Here is a 12372-nt window from a genome sequence, read left to right on the forward strand (position 1 = left end):
AACAATGTTGTGTCCCTACCCCATATCTGTATTGCTAACTAAATCGACCTAAAATCGCTAGCTGTAAGCGGAGTATTTAGTGTGCCGAAGAAACTGGCAAGAACTTCACCTGTGCTGACAACCTCGATCCCCGTTGAAAGCTCCGTTTCAGTAATTCTCAGTTGGTTAAAGCTCAAACCTTTGGTCAAACCGATTAAATCTTCACCCTGTTTAAAGTCAATAAGTGTGTCTGTACCAGCCCCAATTCCCAACACAAACAAGTCGCGTCCAGCGCCGCCAATCAAGAGGTCAGCACCTACTCCGCCAATGAGCGTATCGTCTCCTTCTCCCCCGTTCAAATTGTCATCTCGTTTGCCGCCGAATAACTGGTCGTTGCCGGCGACACCGCTGATAATATCGTTACCTCCATTGCCTATGAGGGTGTCGTTTCCCCCATTGCCCGTCATAATATCGTCCCCTGCCAAACCGGATGCTATATTGTTGGCATCGTCGCCGACTAAATTATTAATTTGGGATAGATCTAGAGCAGTTTGCATTGCCCTAAAACTTCCAAAAAAGCCTTTTCCGGGAGTGGTTCTCAATTGCTCTACTGTGCTGCGCGATTGCAGCGCATCTCCAAATTCTGGTAATGCAAAGTCTAAGCCAGCTAACAGTTCTAAATAATCTGAATCTGTAAAAGTGAAATCAGGGCGGTTCAACTGGTCTACAGAGATTTCGGCCTGAGTCAAGCCGGGAGGTGGAGAAGTTAACAAACCGCTTTGGCCGTGCTTGTCCAAGACAAGTAGTGGGTTGATAATCGGGTTAGTAAATGTTTGAAGAACTACTTTTCCGGGGAGAAAAGCTTCTCCTCCCAAACTCACAAAATCGCCGCTAACTATGTAGTGAGTTACATTTTTTCCCGCACCGGCTTTCTGCTTAAATGAATTGACTGTACTTTGAGCAACTCCCGGGGAATTGAAGGTGACAACATCTCCGATCGCAGATGTGAATTCTGTGGCGGCTAGTTGCGTTAAAGCACCGCCCAAGCTGTGTCCGAGAACGTCTGGGGGCAAGCGACGAGGGTTTTTTGCTGTGTCTTGACCGATTTGTGTCAGCCAATTTCCTAATGCCTGTTTGTTGGCTTCAAATTGGTTGAAACCGACGCCGCGCTTGTCTGCGTTGGCAAGATCGTCTGTGGGCGAGTCGGTGCCGCGAAATACCAAAACTGGCGGTTTGTCTGGGGTGGTGGAAATTAAGCCGATCGCGTGAAATCCAGTTCCGGGATCGTCAAAGGTGCGATCGATTTGGTAGCCAGCAGCGGTCAAACCCGTTTGAACTAAAGTTTGAGACTGGGGGTTGTTATCTATGTAAACAAGTTGCTTGGCTATAGTTTCGTAAGCGGCGGGAGAGGAGGGCATATTTTTTTATTTCCTGTCGTTAGATTGGGAATTAGTGTTTAAGCTACTTAATTAATTTTACTGTAAACTCCGGTTATTAACCATATTAATTGGTCATATTTCGTTGCTTTGTAGGGGCAGATTTAGCAGACATTTTTTGTGGGTAAAAACAATTTTGCTACAAAACCCACCCCGGTTTCGCGCCACTAAAACTACAATTTTTTATCGCCCCCAAGCTATACAAAATCTACCCGCGTAAGATCGCTGGCAACTACGCCTCTGAGAGTAGCAAGAATTTCCCCAGTAACCGGGATAGTAATTAAAGCTCCGTCACCCCCTTGGGTTACTCTAATTTGAGGAAAAGTTAGACCCCGCGACAGTGTAATTAAATCTTCACTATCTTGAAAATCGACAATCACATCGGCTCCGCCGCCGGATTCCAATACAAAGCGATCGCGCCCCGCACCACCAATTAAAAAATCGTTGCCAAACTCGCCGGAAACCAAATCGTTTCCGTCGCCACCCTCCAAATAATCGTTATCTCTGCCGCCGTACAAGAAATCGTCGCCATCACCACCGGTGATGCTGTCATTACCTCGATTGCCTCTGAGAGTATCGTTACCGCCGTTGCCGATAACTGTATCCTCTCCAGGGCCCCCCGTAGCAGTATTGTTGCGAGCGTCGCCTGATAAATAATTCGGTTGTAAGGGAGCTAAACCGTATTGCATTTGTCTGATTAACTGCACAAAAGAAAATTCTGGTGCTGTTCTCACACTCTCTGCACCGCCTCTGCTTCTGATGGCTACTGACACATTGGGTAAGGCCAAATTCATCGCAGCGATAAACTCGTTAAAATCTGAATCGTTGTTATAAGTAAATTCGGGACTGTTTAATTGTTCTACGGAAATTTGCCTCTGCAAAAAACCCACGGGCGGAGTAGTTAACAAATTTTCAGTTCGATGTTTTGCCAAAACAGTTAAGGGATTAATACTCGGGTCTGTAAAGCTTTGGATAAATACTTTACCCGGAATAAATGCTTCGCCAAACAAGCTGACTACATCTCCGCTGACAATGTAGTGAGTGACATTTTTGTTGCCTGCCCTACTGAGATTTCTCCGAAAAGTGTTGAATGTACTCGCTGATACTCCCGGAGAGTTGAAAGTAAAGATATCGCCGGTCAGAGATGTGTATTCGGTTGCTACAATTTGAGCGACGGCTCCGCCCCAACTGTGTCCGATGACATCGGGCAATAATTTGTTGGGGTTTTTACCAGTATTTTGACCGATTTCTGTGAGCCAATTTTGGATATTATCTTTGTTCTTTTCAAATTCCGGTACACCAATGTCCCGCGAGTCGGAAAAGATAGCGTCGCCGTCGATGAAGTCTGTACCTTTTAATACGAGGGCGGGCGGGTTTTCGGGATTGGATGAACCGAACCCGATCGCATAAAACCCGGTTTCTTGGTCGTCGAATATGCGATCGATATAGTAGCCATTAGTATCCAGGAAACTCGAAACTTCATTTTGCTCGCTCGGCTTTTTATTCAAAAAAACAATTGATTTAGCCAGAGCTTCATAAACAGCAGGCGAGGCAGCCATAATATTATATTTTGTGTTTGTTGGTATTTGCGATCGCTCTCTTCTTGAGCTAAGTGTCCAATCAACCATTATAGCTGACAAGATTTGTATGGTACACTTGATAATATCAACTCAAGAATAAAGTTTTTGCGGTTATGGGTATCATTCGTCAATACATTGCTCCATTTATAGCGGTATTAGTATTTTTCGCGGCTCTGGTAGCAGTCAGTGCTCGCATCTTTTTGCCTGGTGACATGGCGGCCCCCGCACCGATTGAGGAAGCGATCCCCCAAAAGCAAGCGGCAGTAGTGAACCCAATTTTCTTGGGGCTAAATTATTCAGCTTTCCGTGTCCGCTGATCTGATGTCTGCTCAACTAATACCGGGCTATCGGCTGCGCTCAGGATCGGGACTCGATCGAGCAAAACTGGTAAAGTTTATGCACCGGACTTACCAAGAGCTTTACCCCGATCGGGAATTGGGACATTTGGCTCAAACTGTCGAGCAGTATTTTTCTAACCAGACGCCGGTTTGGTGGGTAGAGTGCCAGAAAAACAGCCAGGAAGAGGCAGAAATTTTGCCGGCGCTTCCCTCGCAGTATCTCAATCCCCAATCTCAAGCCCAAAATCTCCAATCGGTTGTCGGATGTTTGTGGTTGGGAAATGCGATCGACCAAACCACCGGAGAACGCTACGCTCACATTTTTTTGCTGTACGTCGCACCGGAACATCGCCGTTTAGGAGTCGGTGCAGCTTTAGTTATTCATGCTGAAAATTGGGCGCGGGAAAGGGGCGATCGGCAAATTGGTTTGCAAGTATTTCTGAGCAATCAGCCTGCGGTGAATCTCTATCAAAAATTAGGCTATCAAACTCATTCCCTCTCGATGCTCAAATCCCTTTGAAATATAAATTCTACTGGTTTGGAATCAGGGGTAAAGTCCTGATTCATCCAAATTAGGGGGGCTTCAGTCCTCGCTACAAACTTAAGTAACAGCAGAGATATTCCTTTGTAGTAAGGATTTTAGTCCTGATTCATCCAAATTATGACGACTGAAGTCCTCACTACAAACTTAGGTGACAGCAATTATGAGGACTGAAGTCCTCGCTACCAACTTAGGTGACAGCAGAGGAATTTGTTTGTAGTAAGTCATATGTTGCACCATTCTCCATTAGCCTTTTATGAACAGGCTTTTCGGCCTGTTCCACAAGAAAATTTATCTGTTGTGGAACAGGCCGAAAAGCCTGTTGCTGACAATGGTGCAATATCTCAGTAGTAAGGTACTGCGCGTGCACCCTACAATTATTGACTGCTGAGTGCTGACTACTGACTGATTTGCTTAGGAGCATCCTCTGTGCGGTAAAGTTTTTTTATGAACAATAACGACTACTCCAACGCCCTTGATACTGACACGGAACTGGAAAGCCCTTTGGAGCAAATTTATGACTCCGAACCCCCGCTGCCAGATCCCGATGAAATGCTGCCTTTGCTGGAATCCCCGGAACCTCAGCACCGGATGATTGGGGCGCGGGCTTTTTGCGAAGTGCAGGACGATCGAGCAATTTCGCATTTAATTAATTTATTGAGAGACGGTTGCCCCTTGGTGCGGGTGAGCGCGGCTTATGCTTTGGGGCGAAATCCGAGCCCCGATGCTGTGGAACCCCTGATTCTTCAACTTAACTGCGACTGGAACGGTTACGTTCGCAAAGGGGTAGTTTGGGCCTTGGGAAATTGCAGGGATCACCGCGCTTTGCCATCTTTAATTGATGCTCTAAAAACAGATATTTCGGCGGTGCGTTTGTGGGCGGCGAGTTCTCTGGGTCAAATGGCAAAAGTTGGTTACTATGTGGTGATTGCGGCGATTCCACCGTTGATTCAAGCGCTGCGGGGAGATCCTGTATCTGCTGTGCGGAGCAACTGCGCTTGGGCGATCGGGCAACTGGCCCGCGAATTGCCGAATAATATAGTGTACGCTGGGGCGATCGACGGTTTGATTGAAGCTTTAGAAGAAGATGAAGATATGGGCGTCAGGGAAGATGCTAAATCTTCACTTTTGCGAGTTGGCGACCCGCGCGGATTGCAGATAATTGAAGACTTAGAAATGGAAGGACTTTTGTGATTTAAACGCCCCCATTACCAATTACCCACTATTAATTATGCCTTTCATCAGTGCTAAAACAGATTTTGGTTTCAAAAAAATTTTTGGTTCGCCCCAGAGCAAAGACATTTTGATTAGCTTCCTCAATGCTATGCTCTATGACGCACAGCCAACCATTGAAGACTTAGAAATTATTGACCCTTACGCCGCGCCGAGCGTTACTGGATTAAAAGATACTTACCTGGATGTTAAAGCCAAAATTACAGGCAACAAAACTGTGATTATCGAAATGCAGGTAATAAATGTAGAAGCTTTTACTAAACGGGTAGTGTACAATGCCGCCAAAACCTACGCAACTCAACTCAGACCCAGGGAAGGATACTCTAAATTAAATCCTCTGATTGCTTTAACAATTACAGATTTTATTCTATTTGAAAATACAGAAAAATTTCTCACCCATTTTGTATTTAAAGAACTAGAAGAAAACTTCGAGTATTATAACAGAGAAATCGAATTAGTGTTTGTCGAACTTCCCAAGTTTAACAAAGAACTAGAACAAATCGAAAACCTAATTCAAAGCTGGATTTATTTTATCAAAAATGCTCCCCTATTCGATGAAATTCCTGAAAGGTTCACATCAATTCCCGAAATTCAAACAGCTTTTTCCATCGCCAGCAGAACTAATTTAACCCTTAAGGAATTAGAGGAATTGGAAAAGCGGGAAATGTTTTTTGAAGACCAACGCGGTGCTGTTATTAAGGGGATGCAAGAAGGTCGCCAAGAAGGCATAATTGAGGGGCAAACAGCATTAATCTTGCGTCAAGTCGCGCGGCGCACTGGCGAAATCCCACCAGAAATTAAAACTCGCATCCAGCAGTTATCTCTCGAACAATTAGAGGATTTAGGAGAAATCTTGCTAGATTTTACCAGTCAACAGGATTTGATAGCTTGGCTGGAATCCGTGTCAGCATGAATTTATAAATTTTGCACTTCTGATACTAAATCCGGCTTTAATACCCCCTTCATTCTTGATTCGCCGCAGGCGGACGGTGTTTGTGTAGTAGCGGTTTCAACCGCCTAGTTCCTAATCTAATAAGTCAGGTTCCCGACGCACTATCATGTCATAAAGCGGTTGAAAGCTAAACCATCCCATGCGGTGAGACCCTACTTGCTGCTGTGTTAAACGCGCACATTCTGGCTTGATGAGAATGGGTTTTCCCGCAGCTTCGGCCATTAACTGCGCTTGACAAGAACGTTCCATTGCAATAAACCACCAAGCGGCTTCATCTACTGTTTGACCTACTGTTAACAGTCCGTGATTTTGTAAGATAATGGCTTTTTTCTCACCTAAAGTTTTGGCTATGCGTTTAGCTTCTTCGATTTCCAAAACAACTCCGGTGTAATCGTCAAATAAACTTTGGTCTTCATAAAACGAACAAGCATCTTGCGTCAGCGGGTCAAGCATGCGGCCCAAACTCGACCAACTTTTGCCGTAGGGAGAATGAGCGTGGGCTGCTGCGATTACGTCGGGGCGGGCGCTGTGTACTTGGGAATGAATGGCAAATGCTGCTTCGTTTACGGGTTTATTTCCTTCAACAACTTCGCCTTTGTGGTTGACTAAAATTAGGTCGCTGACTCGAATTAAACTAAAGTGCATTCCAAAAGAATTAACCCAGAAATGGTCGAGGTGTTCGGGGTCGCGGACGGTGATATGTCCGGCAATTCCTTCGCTGAATCCGAAGCGGGCAAATAATCGGAATGCGGCGGCTAAACGCTGTTTGCGGTGGCGGCGTTCTTCTTCAAGTGAGTTGAATGTTGGGGGTTGAAAAGTGACTTTGGGGATTTTTATTGCAACCATATATTTTATTAGTGAAAAGACACGAGGCAGAGCCTCCGAATCGGCATTCCCAGTCAGAGACTGGGAACGAGATAAATTTTGAATTGGGAAATTTGAATTGGGAACTGTGGGGCCGCCATCTTGCCTGCCCTACTAAACTGCGATTTCGCTGAGACGCAAACCTACGATGTTTTTGCAGTCAAAGGTGGCGTTGTTGCCGGGGCGACGTTCTATTAATTCGAGAATTTGTCCGGCGGGGTTTTGCAGAAACCACTGGGTTAATGAGCCGTAGTCTAGAGGACGCTCTGATAGCGGTTTAAAGTTTTTATTTTGCCATATTTTAGCAGCATTCTGCACGTTTTCGACTCGAAGCGCGACGTGGTGAACTGCTTCTAATCCTCTTTCTTGCTGGAAGCGGTTTTTTTGGTCGCCCGCTGCGTGGGGCGCATCTAATACTACTAAGCCGCCGGCTGGCATCAATAAGGTCATTAAATGCAGCCACAAATCGGAGGGAACATTAATGTTTTCCGCACAAAAGTTAATTGGGAACAAGTCTGGGCCTTCGACTATTTTGGCGTCGAATGGGTAAAAAGATTCGGCGTATTTTTCGAGTTCGGTTCGGCTGGGAAATGTGATGACAAAGTGGTCGATCGCAACTTGTTCGTCGTACAGGTGTGTTTCAAACGTCCAGGTTGTTAAAAATTCGGGAGTGATAAATTTGGGGTTGAATTCCAGCAAGCCATTTTTTTCGATGAAAGGTGAGTCAAAATGGCCCTCAAGGTTGCGATCGAACTTTAGGGTTTTTAGATTCAAGTTTTTCATCAAAAATTTGGGTTTGAAACCCCGTCCTTTTAGGACGGCTTTACATTGGATGGGGGGAGGATTAGTCCCCCTTTTCTTGCTTGCTACCGCCTTGAATATAGTGACGACGTTCGACGTTTTGTATTCGCCTTTCGCCTGGACAGTTACAGGCTCGTGCTTTTTACCTGTACGCATAGCAAGTGGCTGTAAGCCCGTGTGTATATATCCCTTCGCCGCTGACTATCCGAGAGGTTAAAAACTAGGGAAGCATTCTTAACGTCGCTTGGTGTACCACCACCATATAGTTCAGCTTGTCTCGAAGACCCAGGCTAGACACTGGTTTGGCCTCAAATTAAGAAGGTGGTGAGTCTTCCGCTTTCAAGCCCCATCCCTTTAGGGTGGGGTTAGTGACGTATCTCACCCGATGTTAACTCCGCAAAACTCCGAATTGTGTCTACAAGCTGAATTTGACACACATTTGGTGCGCCTTCAGTCAAAAATAACACAAAAATTAATACAGGCAAGCCGATCGCGCGATCGCAACTCCCAAACCTTTATATAGCAAGTATCCCCCAATCTAAAATCTAAAATCTAAACTCTAAAATCGGATGGTTTGCCGATCGCGTTTCCGGCCAACCACGCCGTAGTCCAGGCACTTTGGAAGTTGAAACCGCCCGTCACCCCGTCGATATCCAAGATTTCCCCAGCAAAGAAAAGTCCGGGACAGCGGCGGCTTTCCATTGTCTTAAAATCGACTTCTTTGAGGTTGACACCGCCGCAGGTGACGAACTCTTCTTTAAATGCGCCTTTTCCGGCAATCTGATATTCGCCTTGAACGAGTTCTTGCAGGAGGCGATCGAGGATTTTGTTAGATAAGTCGGCCCAGCGTTTTTGCTCATCAATGCCGATCGAACTTGTCAAGCGTTCCCAGAGGCGGCGCGGCACCGGAAACGGACAGCTAGAAACTATCAATCGGTGCGACAACTGCGACTTAACTGCTAGCAGTTGCTGCCGCAAAACTTCCGCATTGTACTGGGGAAGCCAATTAATCAGCACAGATGTTTTATAATGGCGATCGTGCAAAAATCTCGCACCCCAAGCCGAAAGTTTGAGTACAGCAGGCCCGCTTAAACCCCAGTGAGTAATTAACAAAGGCCCGCTTTGTTCTAATTTAGCTCCCGGCAATTTCACCTTAGCATTAGGAACAGAAATTCCGGCTAAATCTTTGATTCTGCTGTCGGAAATATTAAAAGTAAATAGAGAAGGAACGGGCTGTTCTACTGTATTACCTAACTCTTTTGCCCACTTATAACCCGATGGATTGCTGCCTGTAGCGAGAAGAATGCGATCGCACTTAAAACTCTCCCCCGACTTCAACTCAATTTCAAACCTAGGCGCAGTGTCCCCTTGTTCGCCCTCTGGGGTGTTGCCCGTTAACTTCTTTACTGAAACTACTGCATCGCCGGTGCGAATTTTTACGCCTGCATCCTCAGCAGCCCGGATCAAACAGTTAACAATTGTCGCCGAATCGTCTGTAATCGGAAACATTCGCCCGTCTTCTTCTGTTTTCAACTTCACACCGTGACCGGCAAACCATTCTACAGTATCGCGGGGTTGAAATCGAGTAAAAGCACCGCGCAGAGCTTTCCCTCCTCTGGGGTAATTCTGCACTAAAACACCAGGGTCAAAACAAGCGTGAGTCACATTGCAGCGCCCGCCGCCAGAGATGCGAACTTTTGCCAGGAGTTGCCGGCCAGCTTCTAGTAAAGTGACGCGGGCTTGCGGATAGGTTTTGGCACAGGTAATTGCACTAAAAAAACCTGCTGCACCACCACCTATGACTGTAATTTTGAGCATTCGATCGGACAAATTGTTTCTCGCTTATTCTTCTGGTTCAAAATCGGATTTTTTCGCCCCGCAAGTCGGACAAACCCAATCGTCGGGGATATCTTCAAAGGCAGTACCGGGATCTATGTCCCCGTCGGGGTCGCCTACTTCGGGATCGTAGACGTAATTGCAAACGGTACAAACGTATTTTTGCATTTGCTTAACTCAATTTTATATTGTAAGCTTATAGATTGTACTTGACAACGCAACCTAGTGCAATACCAATTTCCCAACGTAATGCGACTTTCGGCCATTCCCAAATTATTAAAAATTAAATTTTGCACAATTATAAAATCTAAAATCTAATTAAGTCTTGCACAATTATAAAATCTAAAATCTAAAATCTCAAATCGTCAAAGCCTCCAGAACCGCAGTTCTAGAGGCTTGATTGTATTTTTTATTAGTTTACTGCGATGGGAAGACTAGACTTTCGCTAAAGGCTTAGTCCAAACGCCGTTTTCATCTTCTTCGTATTGCTGGTGAATGGCGTCCCAAGCAGTGTGTTCCGCTTGTATCGAGTCGTTGCTTTCGTCAAATGCGGCGTTGTAGGATTCCATAAAGGTTTTTTGAGCTGCTTCCGACAGGTGCGATCGCACTTCTGGAGATAAGTCTGCCGGACTATTGCAGCGACCTTTAACGGCGCGCGGCAGCGTCATTTCGCTAACTGAAACTTCTTCGCCACCTGCACTTTCTAGCAAGAGTTGAAATTCGCCCGATCGGTCGGCGGCGACTTCTGCCATCACGAGAAATTCGCCAGCTTCAACGCGCGTTTGATAGATAGTTGCTTTGTCTTCGGGCATTCCCACAGCGACTAAAGCGGAAACTAGACCCGCACCGGCCGAACCTGCGATCGCGCCGCTAGCTGCACCCAACAGTACAGCACCCAGCGGGCCCGCCGATACTACTGCGCCAACAAAGGGAATAAACAGCACGCCGACGCCTGTTAGCAAACCCAAAAAAGAACCGAATAAGGAACCAAAAATTGCCCCGCTTCGCAGACCGCCTAAAATTACATCTTTTTTAGTAATAAAGCCTGCAATTTTAGTTTTAGATTGAAAGTTTTTTCCCATTACTGAGATGTGGTCGCGGGAAACTCCGCGATCTAGCAACCGCCGAATTACGCCGTCTAATTGTTCTTCTTCCTTAAATACGGCTGAAACTGTTCGTTCGGCTAAATATTCCTCGGTCATTGTTCCTCCTTGATGGTTGGTAGATTAGTTGTGCTAGTTTTTAGTATAGGAAGAGACTGTAGGGCGATCGCATCGACCGCGAGATAGAGGTCGATGCGACTGTGGCTAGATTGAGTCTATATCAAAGGAGTTAAAGAGGCTGGTAGTTTCCGGTGCAATCGGTTATTTCAAGCTTTTATTCATATCTAATGTACTCAGCTAAAAACACCAATTGATTTATCATTTCTTCGGCTGACTTAGCAGCAATCAAGTTAAAAAACCCCCGCAACTGATCGCCAATCGAGTACCGCTGTTGCACTCCCATAATAATTCCAGCATGACCGATATTTTGGGCAATAAAGGTACTGTGCAAACGACAAAAATCTTTAGTGTTGAAACTGTATATGGCACGCCCTTGCTCCGCTGCCCAGATCAGTTGTTCCTCATCTGAACAGCTAAGCTTGTTAGCGTCCGAGGTAGTTATTACGTCTACACCAGAGGTTCGCAGAGCGAGTATCAGCGAGCGTTGGAGAATATCCTCATCCATGTATAAACAAATTCGGCTCACGATAGCTTACCTGCCATATATTCTGCTTCCAAACGGTCATACTCTTCGTAGTAAGCTGCTATTTCGGCGTCCGTTGCTTCCTTGTTCGCGTAATAGTAAGTGAGTGCTGCATAAATTTGTGCTAAAGTCAAATGCGGTATTTCATCAATGATTTGCTGTGGAGTCATCCCGGCATTAAAATCAATAGCAATATTCTGTACCGTAATTCTAGTTCCTGCAATTCGCGGGCGGCCGCCGCAAGTTCCGGGCGTGCGGACAATTAGCGTTCCTATATCAACGGCAGTTGTCATATTTACCTAGATTGAGTTAACTTTATTCTATTGTAACGCAGCTTCATTTCTACCCGATCGCACTAAACAACATTAATCAATGCCATTAGCACCCCTGTTTCCTGTCGTTCATCCCATTCTCAAATCGGCTTTTCCCAGATGTCTGTGGACGGGAGATATCAACAGCCGAGAAATTGCCCTCACATTTGACGACGGGCCGCACCGTCAGCACACACCTCAATTGTTAAAAATTTTAGATAAATACGACATCAAAGCTAGTTTTTTCTGGCTGGGATTTTGCGTGGACAGGCATCCAGAAACGGCTAAAGAAGTGTACGATCGCGGACACTGGATCGGCCTCCACGGCTATCAGCATATATCGTTTCCCAAACTCAAAACCCACGAACTCAAACAAAGTTTAGAAGACACGCAAAAAGCAATTGCCAAAGCTTGCGATTTAGACCCACAATTAATCCTGGACGTGCGGCCACCCAACGGCATTTTTACGCCGCGAACATTAGAGTTATTGCAACAGTGGGAATATCGCCCTGTAATGTGGAGTGTTGTCCCGGAAGATTGGGTGCGACCGGGGGTGAGGAAAGTTATTAGTCGCATCGTGCAGCAAACAGAAAACGGCTCAATTATTGTACTGCACGACGGCTATTGCGGCGGTGAAGATGTTGCAGCTTCTGCTGATAAAATAATTCCCTTGCTTTTGTACAAAGGTTACAAATTCGTGACAGTCGATCGACTGTGGGAACAGGCTAACATTCAAATACCAGGAAATTAAGTTA

14 protein-coding genes are annotated in these 12372 nt (G+C 45.7%); 5 read left to right on the forward strand and 9 right to left on the reverse strand.

Translation table 11 applies throughout. From position 1 onward, the window contains the following. Positions 1-38 precede the first annotated feature (38 nt). Together QUB12_RS03770 and QUB12_RS03775 are read right to left on the reverse strand one after the other, a co-directional pair. Positions 39-1397, reverse strand: coding sequence for a calcium-binding protein (locus QUB12_RS03770; RefSeq protein WP_333305522.1), 1359 nt, complete (start codon positions 1395-1397; stop codon positions 39-41). 215 nt (positions 1398-1612) lie between these two features. Then, positions 1613-2974, reverse strand: coding sequence for a calcium-binding protein (locus tag QUB12_RS03775; RefSeq protein ID WP_333300483.1), 1362 nt, complete (start codon positions 2972-2974; stop codon positions 1613-1615). A 134-nt stretch (positions 2975-3108) separates the two neighbouring features. On the opposite strand from QUB12_RS03775, the gene QUB12_RS03780 reads away from it, so the two are divergent. From QUB12_RS03780 to QUB12_RS03795, 4 genes are all read left to right on the forward strand, one after another. Next, the gene (locus tag QUB12_RS03780; RefSeq protein ID WP_333144596.1) at positions 3109-3312 is read left to right on the forward strand and encodes a hypothetical protein; all 204 of its coding nucleotides are present in this window, start codon (positions 3109-3111) and stop codon (positions 3310-3312) included. Between the two features lie 4 nt (positions 3313-3316). After that, entirely contained in the window at positions 3317-3853 is a 537-nt protein-coding gene (locus QUB12_RS03785; RefSeq protein ID WP_333144595.1) for a GNAT family N-acetyltransferase, read from the forward strand. A 468-nt stretch (positions 3854-4321) separates the two neighbouring features. Continuing rightward, positions 4322-5068: a HEAT repeat domain-containing protein gene (locus tag QUB12_RS03790; RefSeq protein WP_333144593.1), complete on the forward strand. Its 747-nt coding sequence runs from the start codon at positions 4322-4324 to the stop codon at positions 5066-5068. Between the two features lie 37 nt (positions 5069-5105). Next, positions 5106-6020 carry an Rpn family recombination-promoting nuclease/putative transposase gene (locus QUB12_RS03795; protein ID WP_333305524.1) on the forward strand — a complete coding sequence of 305 codons (915 nt, stop codon included), beginning with the start codon at positions 5106-5108 and terminating at the stop codon, positions 6018-6020. Between the two features lie 111 nt (positions 6021-6131). Here QUB12_RS03795 and QUB12_RS03800 read toward each other — a convergent pair whose 3' ends face one another. From QUB12_RS03800 to QUB12_RS03830, 7 genes are all read right to left on the reverse strand, one after another. Then, positions 6132-6905 carry a class II aldolase/adducin family protein gene (locus QUB12_RS03800; protein ID WP_333305526.1) on the reverse strand — a complete coding sequence of 258 codons (774 nt, stop codon included), beginning with the start codon at positions 6903-6905 and terminating at the stop codon, positions 6132-6134. Between the two features lie 132 nt (positions 6906-7037). Then, entirely contained in the window at positions 7038-7706 is a 669-nt protein-coding gene (locus tag QUB12_RS03805; protein ID WP_333305528.1) for a hypothetical protein, read from the reverse strand. Between the two features lie 570 nt (positions 7707-8276). Further along, a complete protein-coding gene (locus tag QUB12_RS03810; RefSeq protein ID WP_333305530.1) occupies positions 8277-9542 on the reverse strand; it encodes an NAD(P)/FAD-dependent oxidoreductase in 1266 nt (421 codons plus the stop codon). A gap of 24 nt (positions 9543-9566) precedes the next feature. Next, entirely contained in the window at positions 9567-9728 is a 162-nt protein-coding gene (rd, locus tag QUB12_RS03815; protein WP_333305532.1) for a rubredoxin, read from the reverse strand. 266 nt (positions 9729-9994) lie between these two features. Beyond that, positions 9995-10762: a ChaB family protein gene (locus tag QUB12_RS03820; protein ID WP_333305534.1), complete on the reverse strand. Its 768-nt coding sequence runs from the start codon at positions 10760-10762 to the stop codon at positions 9995-9997. A 175-nt stretch (positions 10763-10937) separates the two neighbouring features. Beyond that, positions 10938-11309 (reverse strand): DUF5615 family PIN-like protein, encoded by a 372-nt coding sequence (locus QUB12_RS03825; protein ID WP_333142024.1) that lies wholly within the window; start codon positions 11307-11309, stop codon positions 10938-10940. After that, entirely contained in the window at positions 11306-11599 is a 294-nt protein-coding gene (locus QUB12_RS03830; protein ID WP_333106892.1) for a DUF433 domain-containing protein, read from the reverse strand. The genes QUB12_RS03825 and QUB12_RS03830 overlap by 4 nt, the downstream gene beginning before the upstream one ends. Positions 11600-11678: 79 nt before the next feature. Here QUB12_RS03830 and QUB12_RS03835 point away from each other — a divergent pair, with 79 nt between their 5' ends. Beyond that, on the forward strand, positions 11679-12368 hold the full coding sequence (locus QUB12_RS03835; protein ID WP_333142023.1) for a polysaccharide deacetylase family protein: 690 nt from the start codon (positions 11679-11681) through the stop codon (positions 12366-12368). The last annotated feature ends 4 nt before the right edge of the window (positions 12369-12372 follow it).

The sequence above is a fragment of the Microcoleus sp. B7-D4 genome (genome assembly GCF_036705125.1).
In the GTDB taxonomy this organism is placed as follows: Bacteria; Cyanobacteriota; Cyanobacteriia; order Cyanobacteriales; family Microcoleaceae; genus Microcoleus.

What these genes read in the sequence shown, in the direction of transcription:
- QUB12_RS03770 (WP_333305522.1), bottom strand. Translation starts at nt 1,397, where the DNA reads ATGCCCTCCTCTCCCGCCGCTTACGAAACTATAGCCAAGCAACTTGTT.
- QUB12_RS03775 (WP_333300483.1), bottom strand. Translation starts at nt 2,974, where the DNA reads ATGGCTGCCTCGCCTGCTGTTTATGAAGCTCTGGCTAAATCAATTGTT.
- QUB12_RS03780 (WP_333144596.1), top strand. Translation starts at nt 3,109, where the DNA reads ATGGGTATCATTCGTCAATACATTGCTCCATTTATAGCGGTATTAGTA.
- QUB12_RS03785 (WP_333144595.1), top strand. Translation starts at nt 3,317, where the DNA reads ATGTCTGCTCAACTAATACCGGGCTATCGGCTGCGCTCAGGATCGGGA.
- QUB12_RS03790 (WP_333144593.1), top strand. Translation starts at nt 4,322, where the DNA reads ATGAACAATAACGACTACTCCAACGCCCTTGATACTGACACGGAACTG.
- QUB12_RS03795 (WP_333305524.1), top strand. Translation starts at nt 5,106, where the DNA reads ATGCCTTTCATCAGTGCTAAAACAGATTTTGGTTTCAAAAAAATTTTT.
- QUB12_RS03800 (WP_333305526.1), bottom strand. Translation starts at nt 6,905, where the DNA reads ATGGTTGCAATAAAAATCCCCAAAGTCACTTTTCAACCCCCAACATTC.
- QUB12_RS03805 (WP_333305528.1), bottom strand. Translation starts at nt 7,706, where the DNA reads ATGAAAAACTTGAATCTAAAAACCCTAAAGTTCGATCGCAACCTTGAG.
- QUB12_RS03810 (WP_333305530.1), bottom strand. Translation starts at nt 9,542, where the DNA reads ATGCTCAAAATTACAGTCATAGGTGGTGGTGCAGCAGGTTTTTTTAGT.
- rd (WP_333305532.1), bottom strand. Translation starts at nt 9,728, where the DNA reads ATGCAAAAATACGTTTGTACCGTTTGCAATTACGTCTACGATCCCGAA.
- QUB12_RS03820 (WP_333305534.1), bottom strand. Translation starts at nt 10,762, where the DNA reads ATGACCGAGGAATATTTAGCCGAACGAACAGTTTCAGCCGTATTTAAG.
- QUB12_RS03830 (WP_333106892.1), bottom strand. Translation starts at nt 11,599, where the DNA reads ATGACAACTGCCGTTGATATAGGAACGCTAATTGTCCGCACGCCCGGA.
- QUB12_RS03835 (WP_333142023.1), top strand. Translation starts at nt 11,679, where the DNA reads ATGCCATTAGCACCCCTGTTTCCTGTCGTTCATCCCATTCTCAAATCG.